The sequence below is a fragment of the Macrococcus sp. 19Msa1099 genome (genome assembly GCA_019357535.2).
In the GTDB taxonomy this organism is placed as follows: Bacteria; Bacillota; Bacilli; order Staphylococcales; family Staphylococcaceae; genus Macrococcoides; species Macrococcoides psychrotolerans.
The window spans coordinates 1,239,610-1,256,252 of the sequence record CP079955.1; the positions used below are offsets into that span (position 1 = coordinate 1,239,610).

General features: G+C 35.3%; 18 protein-coding genes. 3 read left to right on the forward strand and 15 right to left on the reverse strand.

The genetic code is table 11. The features are described 5' to 3' along the window. Nucleotides 1–4: 4 nt before the first annotated feature. The 10 genes from KYI10_06485 to KYI10_06530 all read right to left on the reverse strand — a co-directional run bounded on the left by KYI10_06485 (nt 5) and on the right by KYI10_06530 (nt 9,618). The gene (locus KYI10_06485) at nt 5–1,432 is read right to left on the reverse strand and encodes a rhomboid family intramembrane serine protease (GenBank protein QYA32045.2); all 1,428 of its coding nucleotides are present in this window, start codon (nt 1,430–1,432) and stop codon (nt 5–7) included. Then, nucleotides 1,429–1,983 (reverse strand): 5-formyltetrahydrofolate cyclo-ligase, encoded by a 555-nt coding sequence (locus KYI10_06490; protein QYA32046.1) that lies wholly within the window; start codon nt 1,981–1,983, stop codon nt 1,429–1,431. Before KYI10_06490 ends, KYI10_06485 begins: the two co-directional genes overlap by 4 nt. A gap of 89 nt (nt 1,984–2,072) precedes the next feature. Beyond that, complete coding sequence (gene rpmG, locus KYI10_06495) at nt 2,073–2,222, reverse strand: 50S ribosomal protein L33 (protein QYA32047.1); 150 nt, start codon at nt 2,220–2,222, stop codon at nt 2,073–2,075. A gap of 88 nt (nt 2,223–2,310) precedes the next feature. Further along, nucleotides 2,311–2,982, reverse strand: a complete 672-nt coding sequence (gene phoU / locus KYI10_06500; protein QYA32048.2) for a phosphate signaling complex protein PhoU — start codon at nt 2,980–2,982, stop codon at nt 2,311–2,313. Continuing rightward, on the reverse strand, nt 2,942–3,832 hold the full coding sequence (pstB, locus tag KYI10_06505; GenBank protein QYA33923.2) for a phosphate ABC transporter ATP-binding protein PstB: 891 nt from the start codon (nt 3,830–3,832) through the stop codon (nt 2,942–2,944). Before pstB ends, phoU begins: the two co-directional genes overlap by 41 nt. A gap of 25 nt (nt 3,833–3,857) precedes the next feature. Continuing rightward, a complete protein-coding gene (gene pstA, locus KYI10_06510; GenBank protein QYA32049.1) occupies nt 3,858–4,751 on the reverse strand; it encodes a phosphate ABC transporter permease PstA in 894 nt (297 codons plus the stop codon). A gap of 1 nt (nt 4,752) precedes the next feature. Continuing rightward, complete coding sequence (pstC, locus tag KYI10_06515) at nt 4,753–5,682, reverse strand: phosphate ABC transporter permease subunit PstC (protein QYA32050.1); 930 nt, start codon at nt 5,680–5,682, stop codon at nt 4,753–4,755. Nucleotides 5,683–5,752: 70 nt separating this feature from the next. Then, the gene (locus KYI10_06520; protein ID QYA32051.1) at nt 5,753–6,715 is read right to left on the reverse strand and encodes a PstS family phosphate ABC transporter substrate-binding protein; all 963 of its coding nucleotides are present in this window, start codon (nt 6,713–6,715) and stop codon (nt 5,753–5,755) included. Nucleotides 6,716–6,855: 140 nt separating this feature from the next. Then, a complete protein-coding gene (locus KYI10_06525) occupies nt 6,856–8,865 on the reverse strand; it encodes a penicillin-binding protein 2 (GenBank protein QYA33924.1) in 2,010 nt (669 codons plus the stop codon). Between the two features lie 153 nt (nt 8,866–9,018). After that, entirely contained in the window at nt 9,019–9,618 is a 600-nt protein-coding gene (locus KYI10_06530; protein QYA32052.1) for a superoxide dismutase, read from the reverse strand. A gap of 132 nt (nt 9,619–9,750) precedes the next feature. On the opposite strand from KYI10_06530, the gene KYI10_06535 reads away from it, so the two are divergent. The 3 genes from KYI10_06535 to KYI10_06545 all read left to right on the forward strand — a co-directional run bounded on the left by KYI10_06535 (nt 9,751) and on the right by KYI10_06545 (nt 12,239). Further along, nucleotides 9,751–10,482 (forward strand): DUF1189 family protein, encoded by a 732-nt coding sequence (locus KYI10_06535; GenBank protein ID QYA32053.1) that lies wholly within the window; start codon nt 9,751–9,753, stop codon nt 10,480–10,482. Between the two features lie 85 nt (nt 10,483–10,567). Further along, nucleotides 10,568–11,674, forward strand: a complete 1,107-nt coding sequence (gene ispG / locus KYI10_06540) for a flavodoxin-dependent (E)-4-hydroxy-3-methylbut-2-enyl-diphosphate synthase (protein ID QYA33925.1) — start codon at nt 10,568–10,570, stop codon at nt 11,672–11,674. Next, entirely contained in the window at nt 11,661–12,239 is a 579-nt protein-coding gene (locus tag KYI10_06545) for a hypothetical protein (GenBank protein ID QYA32054.1), read from the forward strand. The genes ispG and KYI10_06545 overlap by 14 nt, the downstream gene beginning before the upstream one ends. Nucleotides 12,240–12,263: 24 nt before the next feature. Here KYI10_06545 and KYI10_06550 read toward each other — a convergent pair whose 3' ends face one another. The 5 genes from KYI10_06550 to KYI10_06570 all read right to left on the reverse strand — a co-directional run bounded on the left by KYI10_06550 (nt 12,264) and on the right by KYI10_06570 (nt 16,583). Continuing rightward, nucleotides 12,264–12,671 carry a Fur family transcriptional regulator gene (locus tag KYI10_06550; GenBank protein QYA32055.1) on the reverse strand — a complete coding sequence of 136 codons (408 nt, stop codon included), beginning with the start codon at nt 12,669–12,671 and terminating at the stop codon, nt 12,264–12,266. Continuing rightward, nucleotides 12,661–13,506 carry a metal ABC transporter permease gene (locus KYI10_06555; protein ID QYA33926.1) on the reverse strand — a complete coding sequence of 282 codons (846 nt, stop codon included), beginning with the start codon at nt 13,504–13,506 and terminating at the stop codon, nt 12,661–12,663. Before KYI10_06555 ends, KYI10_06550 begins: the two co-directional genes overlap by 11 nt. Nucleotides 13,507–13,508: 2 nt before the next feature. Then, entirely contained in the window at nt 13,509–14,279 is a 771-nt protein-coding gene (locus KYI10_06560) for a metal ABC transporter ATP-binding protein (GenBank protein QYA32056.1), read from the reverse strand. Nucleotides 14,280–14,347: 68 nt separating this feature from the next. Then, the gene (locus KYI10_06565; GenBank protein ID QYA32057.1) at nt 14,348–15,244 is read right to left on the reverse strand and encodes a deoxyribonuclease IV; all 897 of its coding nucleotides are present in this window, start codon (nt 15,242–15,244) and stop codon (nt 14,348–14,350) included. 10 nt (nt 15,245–15,254) lie between these two features. Next, on the reverse strand, nt 15,255–16,583 hold the full coding sequence (locus tag KYI10_06570; GenBank protein ID QYA32058.1) for a DEAD/DEAH box helicase: 1,329 nt from the start codon (nt 16,581–16,583) through the stop codon (nt 15,255–15,257). Nucleotides 16,584–16,643: the final 60 nt, after the last annotated feature.

Consider the following 16,643-nt stretch of genomic DNA (forward strand, 5'->3'; position numbering starts at 1 on the left):
TTTCTCACCTGAATTCCTGAATCTCTTTCTTTAATTTTATGTATTCTTCCTTTTTATTGATTGTAATGGTCTTATCAATATATTTCTCTGCTTTCGGGTAGTCATCCATTGCTCGGTATGCTAATGCAAGCTGAAAGTTCAGCCGTTCACTATTAGGATACTTTTTCAGAGCATCTAACCAGACTAACAAACCACTTGATAAACCTTCATCCTTTGTTTTCCACAGGCCATAGAGTACATAAGTTTCATCATTCTGATAGCCTCTATCAATGGTCTTGCGAATAATCTCAATGCCCTCACTATCTTTTCCTTCCATCAAATATTGCTTAGCATATTCATTGTATATATGATGTTCACGCTCGGAAAAAATATTGATGATGAGTAATCCTAAAATAACAACCAGGCCGAGTGCCATATAATAGAAATATCTTTTACTGTATCGATAAATAAAAAACATTGAAGCAATGAACAATCCACCAAATAATCCACCAAAATGTGCATAATGATTTACGTTCTCAAAGATTGCACTGCCAATTAAGAAGATAAGAATGCCGATAAAAGTCTGTATGAGAAATTTTTTCTCGAATTTTCCACTGAATATCAAATGGCTCATCAGTGCTCCGATAAGCGCACAGATGGCACCACTGGCTCCTACAGATATCGATATATTATCAAATGTCAAAGAAATCAGATTACCAATAATACCACCTATAAAATAAATACATAAATATTGCCAGCGCGTATATAAATATTCTACAAGCTTACCAAATATAAAAAGCGTCATCATATTGTAAAGCAGATGCTGCACATCGAAGTGTATGAAGATAGAAGTAATGATCCTATAGTAATCTCCATGCACAAAATTAAAATGTGTCAGCCCTCCTTTATCAATTATCATTTCTACTTTATGAATATGTTGAACGATACTCATAAGAATAAAAATAACGACATTGAGCAGCATAATTAAATATGTCAGCGGGGAAAACTTTCTGATTGCATTTTCAATCATATTTCCATTTAATACACTTTTCTTATACGTTTTAATTGCCTTATCCTTATTCTTGCCTGTAATCTTCTGATATGGATGTCCAAATAGGCGCTTTAAATCGCTCTCGTCATTACACTGTTCGATAAATATATGATTCGGCATGTTATCCTGAAAATGATTTGTCTGATTTACGAGAATAATTTCAAATCTATTGATTGTATGACCTACTGTATCCTCAATATCATTAAAATGATCCATAATTTTTTGTACCATAAAGAGTGTGGACTGTGCTGTCTCTTTTTTTAGGATAACCCTTTTAATGATACCCTTTTTTCTATTAATCAGCCATATATCGTCTTCTGCTTCTCCGTGTGTAAAGTACTCAAAATCACTGTATTTTGTGTATTCATAAATCGTTCTCCATATCTTTTTTTGTTCTATCATTGTTTCGTACCTGTATGCCATTCTCTTTCTTCAGTAATGATATACGCTACGGGAATATCATGTGGCTCAATGATCACTTCTCCTATCTGCGCTTCAAATACAAGACTAATTGTATGCCCTTCATACGTACTTAAATATTTATCATAATAACCGCCACCATAACCTATACGGTATCCTGATTCATCGAAACGTACACCCGGAACAATAAGAAGTGCTGGCTGTTCATTTTTTCCGTCATCATGTTTCATTACATCAATTCCAAAACGATCTTCAACTATATCTTCCGCAGATGTAAAGTACGTAAAATACATTTGTTGTTTACTGTAATCACACTTTGGGACAAATACAGTCTTACCAAGCATTTGTGCATAACGGATGATAAATCGTGTATCCATCTCATGATCCATTGATAACGTTATACCAATAGACTCCGCATCTTTAAAATGTTGGTGCTTTATTAATTTCTCAATGATCATATTTTCTTTAGTGTATTTGTCTGTTAACGATTTTAACTGATTTATCGTTGCCTTCCTTAACTCTTTCTTAGTCATAACATCACCCATATATAATTATACAATAAACTGATCAAAATTTTATGATTTAACAAAAAAACAGACACAAAATGTGTCTGTTTAAAATATTATTTAGTTTCTCTGTGTAAAGTTTTCTTATTATCTCTTGCACAGTATTTTGACATTTCAATACGTTCTGGGTTATTACGTTTATTTTTTTTAGTGATGTAGTTACGGTCACCACATTCAGTACAAGCTAAAGTAACATTAACGCGCATAGTTGTTCCCTCCTCACGTTTCTAAATATCCATACGACTTTTATATAATACCATGAGAAGCATGATTTATCTAGTGTAAATTTGTGATTTAGGCAAATCTTTCACCAGTAATCGTGAAATAAACACTTTCCGCAATATTTGTAATATGATCACCAATGCGCTCGAGATATCTACCTGCTAAATGGGCCTGACCTGAAATATATGGATCATTATCAATTAAGTAAGCACTGTTAATGATTTCTTTATATAAGTCATCTATATCATTATCACGCTCAATAATCTCTTTAACCAAATTAACATCTTTACTCTCATAGGCTTCCTTTAAATCAGCGAGCATCATCATACTAAGCTTTCCCATCGTTTGCAGACGCGTGAGAATATATGCATCTTCAATCTTCACACGTTTACGAATCTTAGCAATGTTGGCTGCATTATCACCCATTCTTTCTAGTTCAGATGATACTTTACTTGAAGAAAGAATAACCCTTAAATCTGTAGCGATTGGCTGCTGCTTTGTAATCAAACTAATTATCTGGTCATCAATATCGCTTTCCATCGAATTGATAACACGGTCATGTTCGATAATTTCTCTAGCCATCGCTTTATCACTATCACTCAGTACATTGATACTTTTTTCGATTGCTCTATATACTTCATCAGCCAGTTTAAGAACACTTGCCTCCAGATGCTGTAAACTTTCTTCGTAAATCTCTCTCATATCAACCAAACCTTCCTGAGATATATCTCTCAGTCTGTTCATCAGCTGGGTTAGAGAAGATCTTATCTGTTGCATCATATTCATTTACATATCCATTTAAGAAGAATGCGGTTTTATCAGAGATACGTGCAGCTTGCTGCATATTATGCGTAACAATGATAATTGAATACTTATCTTTGATTTCCTGTACCAATTCTTCCACCTTTAATGTAGAAATTGGGTCTAATGCTGATGTAGGCTCGTCCATCAGGATAACATCTGGTTCAATTGCTAAGCATCGTGCGATACAGACACGTTGCTGCTGCCCACCAGATAAGCCGTAAGCATTCTTGTCCAGACGATCTTTCGTCTCATCCCAGATTGCAGCACCACGTAAAGATTTTTCAACAATTTCATCTAATATTTTCTTATCAGTAATACCGTGAATTCTAGGACCATACGTAATGTTATCATAGATAGATTTTGGGAATGGATTTGGTTTTTGGAAGACCATTCCTACACGGGTTCTTAAATGTTCAACTTTATAGCTTTTATCAAAGATATTATCTCCACGGTAAAGAATTTCACCTGAAGTACGCACGCTAGGGATCAATTCTATCATGCGATTGAGCGTTTTAATATACGTCGACTTACCACAACCAGATGGCCCGATAATTGCATTTACTTCATTCTCTAAAATATCAAGATTGATATTTTGTAAAGCATGATGGTCACCGTACCAAAGATTTAAATTTCTTGTCTGATAAACGATCTTACGATTATTTGGATTTGGTGTCTCTCCTGTAACTATCGTATGTTCATTATTCGTTAATGCAGGTTGACTTTCAGCAACAATTTTCTTATTCTCAGTTGAAGTTTCATTTCTATTAATAACGTTTACTTTTGAATTCATTATATTGACTCCTCTCAAAAATGAGCTAGAATTTTTTCTGATATTTATTGCGGATAAATATAGCGATTGAGTTCATTGCAATTAAAATAATAAGTAACACGATAATCGCTGCTGATGATACAAACTGAAACTCTGCTTTTGGCAATTTCGCCCAAGTAAAGATTTGCATTGGTAAAGCCTGAAAACGGTCCATAATACTATCTGGTGTTTTCATAAAGATCGTCGGAATACCAATAACTACTAATGGTGCTGTTTCACCAATTGCACGGGATAGTGCAAGAATCGTTCCAGTTAATATCCCAGGAATAGACGCCGGAAGTACAACGTTCGTTATCGTCTGCCATTTCGTTCCACCTAATCCTAAAGATGCTTCACGAATGGCGTTTGGCACTGCACGAATTGCTTCTTGTGACGATACAATAATAACCGGCAGAATCATAAGAGACATCGTCAATGCTGCAGCTAAAACAGATTTTCCTAATGAAAGTGCTTCTATTCCGCCACCACGAACGAATAGTGTTAATCCTAATAAACCAAATACTACAGATGGTACAGACGCTAGGTTTGCAATATTTACTTTAACAAAGCGTGTAAAGAAATTATCTTTAGCATACTCTTCCATATAAATAGCTGTCGCAACTCCTAGAGTAATTGCAATCGGTGCAATCGTCATCATAAGCCATAATGTACCGATTAAAGCTCCTTTAATACCAGCTTTTGAAGGTGTAGTACTAGAGAAGTTCGTAAAGAACTCTAGTGTTAGATAACCTGCACCCTTTCTGATAATGTCAAAAAGAAGCATTGCTAGAACAATTAATCCGATAATCGTACATAAGAAGAAAATAAACTTAACTATCGCGTTTTTAGTCAGACGTCCAGAGAGTTTTTTCGCGACTCTTTCCTGATTAATTAATTCCATTCTAATACTCCTCTCTGAATTTGTTTGTGATCCATTGTGAAATCATATTCATAATTAATGTAAATACAAACAATGTAAATCCAACTGCATAGATACTATAGTAAATATCTGAACCAAATGTTGCATCACCAGTAGCAACTTGTACGATAAATGCTGTCATAGTCTGCAATGAATTTGTAAAATCTAATGAGAATTCTGGTGAACTACCTGCTGCAAGTGATACGATCATCGTTTCACCAATTGCACGTGATACAGCGAGGACGATTGATGCTAAAATACCAGATAAGGCAGCTGGAAACACAACTTTAAGCGCCGTTTCTAATCGGGTTGAACCTAGTCCTAGCGCCCCTTCTCTAATTGCTTGTGGTACTGCACTCATCGCATCTTCAGAAAGACTCGCAATCATTGGCACAATCATAATACCGATGACTAGACCAGGACTGATTGCATTAAATGAACCTAAGTCTGTCCAAACAGAACGAAGCATCGGTGTAACAAAAGTTAATGCAAAAAATCCATATACAATTGTTGGAATCCCTGCAAGAATCTCTAAAATTGGTTTAATGATTCTTCTTACTTTGTCACTTGCATATTCACTTAAGTAAAGCGCTGCGCCTAATCCAACCGGAACAGCAAAAATTGTCGCAATAAGTGTTACTTTCAATGTTCCTAAAATTAAAGAGATAATTCCGTATTTTGGATCCTGTCCGAAAGCATTCCATGTCTTCTCAAGGAAAAATTCACTGAATGATACTCTTGTAAAGAAAGTAATCGTCTCAGTTAATAATGTAATCAGAATCCCAATTGTAGTTAATATAGAAATAGATGCAATTACAGCAAGTATTATCGGGATAAATTTCTCGATAATATTTTTAGAACCTTTACTTTGACGCTGCTGAATCAATTCCTGTACAGATACTTTATTTTCCATAGCATTGACTCCTTCATTTTAAAAAGGGACGAAAAATTTCGTCCCTGAAAAATTTCTTATATATTATTAACTATTTAACTTCTTCTAATTTCTTTAGATCTTCTTCATAAACTTTATCTTCTAAAGACACATAACCTGATTCTTTAGAAGCATCTTTAGCATTATCTAGAGTAAACTTCATAAATGTTTTAAATGCTTCATTACTCTTAAGTGATTCGTTTTTCGCATAGATATATAAAGGACGGCTTAATGGGTATGAACCATCTTTAACCGTTTCTTCAGTTGCTTCAACACCTTCACCTTTACTTTCTTTTTGAATCTTAACCGCTTTTAAGTTATCTTTGTTTTCTTGGTAGAAGTTATATCCGAAGAATCCAACACCGTTTTTATTATCTTGTACAGATTTAACGATAACGTTAGTATCAGCATTTTTCTCAGCTGTAATTTCACCTTTATCTAAAACTTCTTCACTGAAGAAGTCGTAAGTACCATGTGATTGGTCTGGAGAGAATGCTTTAATTTCTTCAGCCGGGAAGTCAGCACGAACATCTTTCCAAGTTTTCGCTTCACCAGAATAGATTTTTTTCAACTCATCAAACGTTAAGTACTCAACAAAGTCATTCTCTTTATTAACTGCAACAGTTAAACCGTCACTTGCAATTTTGAATTCAGTATACTCGATTTTTTTATCTTCTAGTGCCTTCTTCTCTTCATCTTTAATATCACGAGATGCATTTGAGAAATCTGTTTCTCCAGCGATAAATTTCTCGAAACCACCACCAGTTCCTGAAGTACCGATTGAAACAGTAACATCTGGATATTCAGCATTGAATTGCTCGTTAATTTTTTCAGTAACAGGAGCTACAGTAGACGATCCGTCACCATTTACTTCACCTTTAACATCTTTAGCTGCTGTGTCTGTGGCTTTATCTTCACTCTTTGAGTCAGAATTTTCAGCTGCACCACCACATGCACCTAATAATAATGCAGTACCTAAAACAGTTGTTGATCCTACTAATTGCCACTTTTTCATTGTTAAGAATCCTCCTAATATAAAGACGAATAAATTTTTTGATTTGTTATTACATTTCTAACTATATAGATTTATTGTTAATTTAGAGTGAATGTATTGTAAATATTTTGTAAAGAACGCACAAATTAAAAAGCAGCCGACTATTTATCGGCTGCTTCTTTATCTTTAAAGTATTCATTGATAATTTCTTTACCTAGATCTCCACCTGGTAACCATGGAGGTGGTACTGGCTGATTCGTATAAATGATAGAAAAACTCATTTCAGGTTTTTTCACTGGCGCATACCCTATATATGTTGAATTTACTCGAGCTTCACCATCTTGAGTTACTTCAGCTGTACCTGTTTTACCTGCAGCTTTAACAGCAGTATCATTAAAACTAGCATATCCTGTCCCTTCTGCTTGGTTAAAGACCATTTCGAAACCAGACTTTACTTGTTCAATTTCTTTATCTGTATTATTAATCTTATTTAACACTTTTCCATTAAAGTGACTTTTAATGGGACCTATTTTACCTGTTTTAGACGCTCCTCTAATTTCTCTGACGATATGCGGCTGAATACGATACCCGTCATTAGCAATTGTAGATACATATTGAGAAAGCTGTAATGGTGTATATGTATCATACTGTCCAATTGCTAAATCCAGAAAATTCCCTGGATTATTTTTTAGAATACCAGTTTGTCCTGTCACTTCATTCGGCAGATCGATGCCTGTCTTTACACCTAAACCAAATTGGTTCATACCTTTTCTTAATTTCTGCCCTGCCTCAGTTATATCATCTGGTAAGCTCATTCCAGATGAATAATCGAGTCCAGCAAGTTTGAGCGCCGTCTTAAACATATAGACGTTTGATGAGTGCATCAATGCCTGCTTATCATTAATAGCAAGACTCCCACTTTGGTTAAAATAAGAACGTTTCTGTATCCCACCTTTAAATACTAACGGCTCATCCGTCATCGTCTCTCCGACATTAATTGCGCCATTACTGTATCCTGTGAGTAACGTAGCACCTTTAACCGAAGACCCTACTGCATATTGTGAAGTGAATGTGCCATAATGATAATCGGTTATCTTACCTGATTTATCAATCTGACGGCCTGCTAACGCCAATATATCTCCATTATGAGGATCCTGTACAACGACCAGTACTTTATCCATATCTCTAGCACCCATGCTTCTCAGTTTTCGAATGTTATTATCGACTAATTTTTCTACTTTGAGCTGCAATTCTATATCGATGGATAAAACGAGGTCGTCTCCTCTGGACCCTTCTGCGAGGACTTCTGAATCGATAATCTTACCTGATTTATTCGTAATATACCTCATTTTTTTCTTTTTACCGCGCAGGACATTTTCATATTGATATTCTAGGTAGCTTTGCCCAACTCGGTCATTTCTAGAATACCCTTTCGCTAAATAATAATCTGTAAGTTCCTTAGGTAATCCTTCTTCTTTAGAGGATACACGACCAAACAGAGTACGCAGCGTATCACCATATAAATACTTTCTATCCCAGTCCATAGACGTATTGACGCCCGGTAACTCTCCTAGGTTCTGAGATACCAATGCATATTCTTTTTCTGTAACATCTTCATTCTTTATTATTTGTGGACTTAATTGGCTGCCACTAGACATTTCTCTATAAATTGCAGCGACTTGCAGTTCTTTTTTCGATAGTTTATTGATTTGCTGTTCCGTTAATTTTTTATAGAGCGCTGTGTTATAAGTCTCTTCAGTAATTTCTCCATTTTTAAGTAACGTATTCTCTTTCTTCATCAATTGATCTATCGCTTCTTTATGCGTCAATATATAGAAATCCTGCTTATCTCTTTGAGTGAGTGCCCCTGTTGGCATATCAATTATCTTTTGCAGTTTCTTTGCAACGACTAATATTTCTTTACTCGTCGTCATACGATCTCTTGTATATGTGATTGATTTTTTTGATGTATTATCGACTAGTAGTTTACCATTCCTATCATAAATTCTTCCACGTGGTACTGATTCATTGACTTCAATATTTTCATTATTATCTACTGCCTGTCGATACGCTTCACCTTTTACAATCTGCAAATAACCTAATCTTAATACAAGAATTATAAGCAAGGAAACAATTGCCATAAAAATGACGCCGATTCTTCGATTAGTCATTCGTTTTTGCTTTAGTTCATTGGATTCCTGTTTAACACGTTTCAAAAAAAATCCCCCATTGATACATTATCCTTCTATAATATATGAAATGCTGTCAGTTTTCTATAATAAACATAAAAAAACACCGTTCATAAGAACGGTGTTTTAAAAACTTTACTTCGCTGCTAAGTATAATTCGTTTACTTTGTCCCAGTTAACAACATTCCAGAATGCTGCGATATAATCTGGACGTTTGTTCTGGTAGTTTAAATAGTAAGCATGTTCCCAAACATCTAATCCTAAGATTGGTGTTTTACCTTCCATTAATGGATTCTCCTGGTTTGGCGTTGAAGTTACTTCAAGCTCTCCGTTATTAACAACTAACCATGCCCAGCCTGAACCGAAGCGACCAGCTGCAGCATCAGCAAATTCTTGTTTAAATGCATCTAAAGACCCAAATTTTGATTCAATCGCATCAACAACTTCGCCTTTTGCTTCTTTACCTGGAGCAAGTAATGTCCAGAATAATGAGTGATTATAATGACCACCGCCATTATTAACTACAGCAGTTTTCTTATCTGCAGGAACTTCATCAATTCTCTTCATTAAATCTTCAATAGATACATTCTCAAACTCCGTACCTGCCACTGCATCATTTAATTTCGTTACATAAGTATTATGATGTTTTGTATGGTGAATCTCCATCGTTTCTTTGTCGATGTGTGGTTCTAATGCATCATATGCATACTCTAATTTTGGTAGTTCAAATGCCATAATAAATCATCCTCCTGTGTTTTACGAAAATTGTTTACAATTAAATAGTATCAATTTCATCGAATGTTCTCAAATAGTTTGCTTATTTTGAGACGATTTCTGATAAAATAATAGAAGTCAGGAGGTAATCCATTGTATAAACAACATCTAAAACGTTTATTCCAGCCAAAACGATATCCTTTATATAGAATTGTCAAGATGAGATATATTTTACTACATATATTGATACTTTCAATAGCCATGTCTTCGCCAGCAATGATTAATTATTTTCAAACATTTCAGTCTATTAATCATATTAGTCATGAGGAACTTTCTGCTATTCCAGATTTTAAAGTTGTAGATCACTCGCTTATCCTTTCACAGGAAAAGCAGATTGAACTGAGTGCAGTCACTTTATTTTTCACCGAAAAAAATGTACAGCCACGTTCAAACTTTATCATCTTAGATAAGGATGAAATTTTAATCAGTAAAAGCTCACGTGTAAAATATTCAAACATCAATATGTTCCAGGATAAGGAGACATTGATTCAGTTTCTTAAAACATTTACAGACTCGATTTATTTTTATTTCTTCATCCTGGCAATACTGATAATCAGTTCCCAATATGTAATTATTATATTAAAGATTATCATCATAAGCATAGTCAGCCATATCATTTCAAATAAATCAAACAAAAAATCACGCTATATGAACTGGCTGAAAATCAATACATTCTTGCTCACACTGCCTACTTTAATATTGCTGTTCGGTATTATCCTAAACTCTGTCGTCTTAACAATAGCTTCATGGATTGCTTTAATAATACTTAACCTAGTAACTATCAAGAATCTACCGAAAAACAAGCATAAAGCTAAACAAATTTGATTTCCAACTATATAATAGAAGTGTTATTCTAGTAAGGATAGTAATTAATAAGTTTAAATTATGAAGGAGAATTATAATGCCTGAAATTACACATAGAAAAAATACACGCCCGGTTAAAGTCGGTGATCTTACTATTGGGGGCTCAAATGAACTTGTAATCCAAAGTATGACGACAACGAAGACACATGATGTTGAAGCTACAGTTGCAGAGATCAAACGTCTTGAAGAAGCGGGATGCCAAATTGTCCGTGTAGCCTGTCCTAAAGAAGAAGATGCACTTGCAATTGCAGAAATCAAAAAACAAATTAATATTCCATTAGTCGTCGATATTCATTTCGACTATAAACTTGCATTGCTCGCAATTGAAGGTGGCGCAGATAAAATTCGTATCAATCCGGGAAATATCGGTCGCCGTGAAAAAGTTGAAGAAGTTGTAAAAGCTTGTAAAGCGAAAGGTATTCCAATTCGTATCGGAGTAAATGCAGGTTCGCTTGAGAAGCATATATTGAAAAAATATGGTTATCCTACAGCAGATGGTATGGTGGAAAGTGCACTGCATCATATTAAAATATTAGAAGACCTGGATTTCCATGATATTATCGTTTCGATGAAAGCAAGTGATGTTAACTTAGCAATCGAGGCATATACAAAAGCTGCGCAAGCATTTGATTATCCGCTACATTTAGGTATTACAGAAAGCGGAACATTATTTGCAGGGACTGTAAAATCGGCAGCAGGTCTCGGTGCAATTATGAGTTTAGGTATTGGTAACACGTTACGTATTTCATTATCTGCAGATCCTGTAGAAGAAGTTAAAGTGGCGAGAGAACTACTGAAATCTTTCGGTCTGGCAAGTAATGCAGCAACGCTTATTTCATGTCCTACTTGTGGTCGTATTGAAATCGACTTAATTTCAATTGCCAACGAAGTTGAAGAATACATTTCAACGATCAAAGCACCGCTCAAAGTCGCAGTATTAGGGTGTGCTGTAAATGGCCCGGGAGAAGCAAGAGAAGCTGATATTGGAATCGCAGGGGCACGTGGAGAAGGATTATTGTTTATGAAAGGTAAGACGGTAAGAAAAGTGCCTGAAGAGACAATGGTTGAAGAATTGAAGATGGAAATCGACAAACTTGCTGAAGAATACTTTAAAAAACAGGAAGCAGAAAAGTTAGCGAATGCAGAAAAATAAAATAAGATTTGGCATTGATATTGATGGTACTGTCACATGTCCGACAGCACTTGTCCCATATCTTCAGAAATCCTTTAACCCCCACTTTAAGTACGAAGATATTACTGCATACGAACTAACAACTGTACTAGGCATTAGCAATGATGAAGTTGCACAGTGGTTCAAAGAAAACGAGCGTGCTTTATATAAAGATTCGCCTGTGCATAAAGATGCGGATTTAATATTAAGACAGTGGTCAGAACAATTTGAGCTATTCTTTATCAGTGCAAGACATACTTTACTAACAGATATCACCTATGATTGGTTTGATAGACATAATATCCCCTATCACCATATCGAACTTACAGGTTCGCATAATAAAATTGAAGCGGCGCGCAATCTAAAGGTAGATGCTTTCTTTGAAGATAAACTTGATAATGCACTTGATATTCAACAGGCGCTTGATATTCCGGTCTATCTGTTTGATACACCATACAACCAGGCAGAGTTACCTGAAGATGTGTTTCGTGTGCACTCCTGGATTGAAACGAATCGACTTATTCAACAACATTTTAATACAAAATAAAAAAGATGCCTCTCGGCATCTTTTTTATTTGCATTTTTCACATAATCCATAGAGTTCAATTTTATGACTTTCTATTTCAACATCCGGAAGTTCATCCTTAAATATTTCAATTGGACAATGTTCCACAACACGCGTATCTCCACAATGCCTGCAGATAAAATGATGATGATGATGATGACTACAGGCAAGTCTGAACTTCTTCTCTCCTTCTAACTCAGTTGTTTCTATAATCCCTAATGATTCAAATAGATGTAGGTTGCGATAAATTGTGTCAAATGAAATACCAGGATATTTATCGTTCAGAGCTTGCTGCATCTGTTTAGCGTTTAAATATTTACTATTATCATGCAGAAGAGTAATCATATCTTTTCTTTTGTCAGTATATTTGTGCCCATTGTCCTTCAATATTTGAATTGCATCATTAATTTCCATTTAAACTACCTGCTTTTTCTTTATTTTTCTTGATTATAATCGATAATATCAAAATCGCTACAAGTAACATGACAATAACACCGCCTGGCGTTATATCAAGATAGAATGCTGTTACTAAACCAGCAATAACAGCAAATTCACCGATGACGACACTCCATACCATCAGTTCTTTATAACTTCTTGTCAGTCGCATGGCACTAGCGACAGGTAACGTAATTAAACTAGATACTAGCAGTATTCCCACGACACGCATAGATGCAGAGATAACAAGCGCGACCATAAGCATAAACAAAATATGTACATACCTTGGCACGCCAATAATCGAAGCATATTCTTCATCAAATGAAAGGATGAATAATTCTTTGTACAGCAGTCCAATAAACAACACTACGACTATAAAAATAGAAAAGATGACTACAACATCATTGAACGTTACTGCACTGATACTTCCAAATAAATAGCCGAATAAATCCTGATTGAAACCATCTGCAAAAGAAATAAATATAACACTCAATCCGATACCAAGACTCATAATTATCGGAATTGCAAGCTCCTGATAATGTTTATAGACACTTCGTAATCTTTCGATCATAAGTGAACCTGCAATTGAAAATAATATCCCCGTCCATACAGGATTAATCGTAAATGCCAATACTTTAGTCAATAACATACCAAATGCGATACCACCAAGTGTAACATGACTGAGTGCATCCGCTATTAATGACAGTCTTCTGACAACGATAAAAGTTCCTATTAATGGTGCAAGTAATCCAATCAGGATTCCAGATATAAATGAATAACGAATAAAGTCAAATTCTATTAGCGCATCAATCAGACTCATAAACAGCACTCCCTATCATGTCCACTATGATCGATGAACTGTACAGGATGACCATAAATTTTAGAAATTTCTACTTCATCAAGCGATTTAAATTGATGTGTTGTTCCGTGGAAATGCAGATGTTCGTTGAGACAAGCGACTTGTGTTGCTGTATCAACAACTACACCAATATCATGGGAGACAAGTAGAATTGTGATACCTTCTTGTTTCAGCTGTTCAAGTAACGCATAGAATTCCGCCACATTTTTTGCATCAATCCCTACTGTCGGTTCATCGAGCACAAGCACCGATGGATTTGATATCAAGGCTCGCGCGATATATACACGCTGCTGTTGTCCACCAGAAAGATCAGATATATTTTTATCTTTTAGCTGATCGATATGGAGACGTCTTAAAATGTCATCCACTTTTTTATGATCATTCTTGTCAAATCTTTTAAACATAGGTTTTATCTGTATTAAACCGCTTCTTACAACTTCAAAAACATTTGCCGGGAAACCTGAATTCCCTGCATTTGATTTTTGTGACACGTAACCAATGCCCGTACGATTCTTTAGCTTGCGAATGTCCGTACCATTCATCAGAATACTGCCATCCTGCAAATTCAAGATACCAAGTATCAGTTTCAGCAAAGTTGATTTCCCAGACCCATTCGGACCCACAATTGCCAGAAAATCACCTTGATAGACACTAATATTAATATGGGATAACGCTTTCTTATCTGGATAACTGTAAGATACATCTTTAATTTCAAATACGGGTTCCATATCCTCATCCTTCTATAAACAAAAACAAGCATTAATCATAGATTAATCCCTGTTTCTATTGTCAAATTCTACTGCAATTTAATCTTTTCTAATAATTCAGGATCAAAAGTTCTACTTTTAATCATATCGATTTCAAATTTATAAGGCGGTTTTTTATTTTTCTTATCGTCTCCAACTTGAACGTAAGGGGTTTCTAGAATCTTAGGAATATTTTCAAATGCTTCATGATAAACGAGTTTTGTTAATGCATCAAAACCAATATTTCCGAAACCAAAGTTTTCATGTCTATCTTTTCTTGCACCTGTAACATTTTTGCTGTCGTTCACATGCACAACTTTAATACGATCTAATCCAACGACGTCATCAAATTCCTGTAATACCCCATCTAAGTTATTGATAATATCATATCCCGCATCATGTGTGTGACATGTATCAAAACATACAGAGAGTCGTTCATTATGTGTTACACCTGAAATAATTTCGGCAAGTTCTTCAAATGATTTACCACATTCAGAGCCTTTACCCGCCATTGTTTCAAGTGCAATACGCACATCGTTATTATTCGATAAAACTTCATTCAAACCTTCGATGATCTTCTTAATACCTGCTTCTTCTCCAGCTCCTACATGTGCACCTGGATGCAGCACAATATCTTTTGCACCAAGTGCTTCAGTACGCTCGATTTCCTTTTGTAAAAATTCAACACCTAAAGCAAATACTTCAGGTTTTACTGTATTTGCAATATTGATAATATATGGTGCGTGGACAACAATATTTGATAAACCGTTTGCTTGCATATGTGCCTGTCCTGCTTCAATATTTAAGTCTTCAATTGCTTTACGTCGAGTATTTTGAGGTGCACCTGTATAAATCATAAAGGTAGAAGCACCGTAGCTTGCCGCCTCTTCTGATGCCTGCAGGAGCATCTTCTTTCCGCTCATTGAAACATGTGATCCGATTAACATAAGTTTCACCTTAACCTTTTCTGTTCTGCTTGTTTACACGTTTGGAGTGCGCTCTCTTTTCATTACGTTTAACCTTATCTAATTCATATCTGAACTTCTTCTTATAACCTGGTTTTACTTTCTTTTTCTTTTTCACTTTATGAACTAAAGATTTTTCAATATTATCTTCTTTTTTCTGACGACTTCTACGCTCAGTACGATCCTTAATTTCTGTAAGTTCACCATTTTTAATATCCGAATGAATGAATGAGAACCCTTTTTTCTCAATCTGGTTGATTAAGTCTTCTTCGTCAGGCGTGTAAAGTGTGATCGCAACGCCCGTGTAATTACCACGTCCTGTACGCCCTACACGGTGTGTGAAGAAATCGATATCTTTTGGAATATCATAGTTAAATACATGACTTACACCATCAATATCAATCCCTCTGCTTGCAAGGTCACTTGCTATAATATATTGAAATTCTAAGTTCTTGACACGTTTCATCATCTGAGTACGTTCACGAGGTGCCAGTCCTCCGTGCATGATACCTACTTTCATTCCTTGATCCTGTAAGTACTCAGCAAGTTCATCTGCGCGGTCACGACTATTCGCAAAGATAATGGCTAAATATGGGTTACACGTGTTCATAACGCTCACTAGCTTCTCTTTTTTGTCGTTACTCTTTGTTGGAACGAGGTAGAAGGTAATATTCTTATTCGTCTTACTATCTGGTTCGATTTCGATAAATTCCGGCTTTGATAGATATTTGTTTAAAAATGGATGTAATGCTTTAGGAATCGTTGCTGAAAAGACAGCAATCTGAGCATCACGTGATACGTTCGCAGCAATTTTATCAACTGTTGGTAAGAATCCAAGATCTATCATTAAATCCGCTTCATCAATTACCACTGCATTCGCCAAATGAATATGCAGTACATTTTCCTCAGCTAGATCTTTAATACGGTTTGGTGTGCCAATTACGATTTGTGGCTGTACTTTTGATTTCTGTATATCTTTATTCTTATCTGTTCCTCCGATGTATAGGCCTGCTTTAATGCCTTCAGTAAAGGAAATAAGATGTTCACTTGCATCATATAATTGTTTTGCAAGTTCACGTGTCGGCGCTAGAATAATCACTTGCGGCTGAATTAAATCTTTATCAATTTTATTAATTAACGGCAACAGGAATGCATGTGATTTACCTGTACCAGTTTGAGATTGTCCGATTAAATGTGTTTCTTTTTTTAATTTTGGAATAACTCTTCTCTGGATTTCTGTGGGCTGGTTGAAATTTAGATCCTTCACCGCTTCTATTAAATATGGTGCAAGTTCAAAATGTTCAAATGGGTGTTTGTCCATCATAATCCTCCTCTTTTTCTTCATCTAATGTATTATATAGGAAACATTACTAAAAAGAAA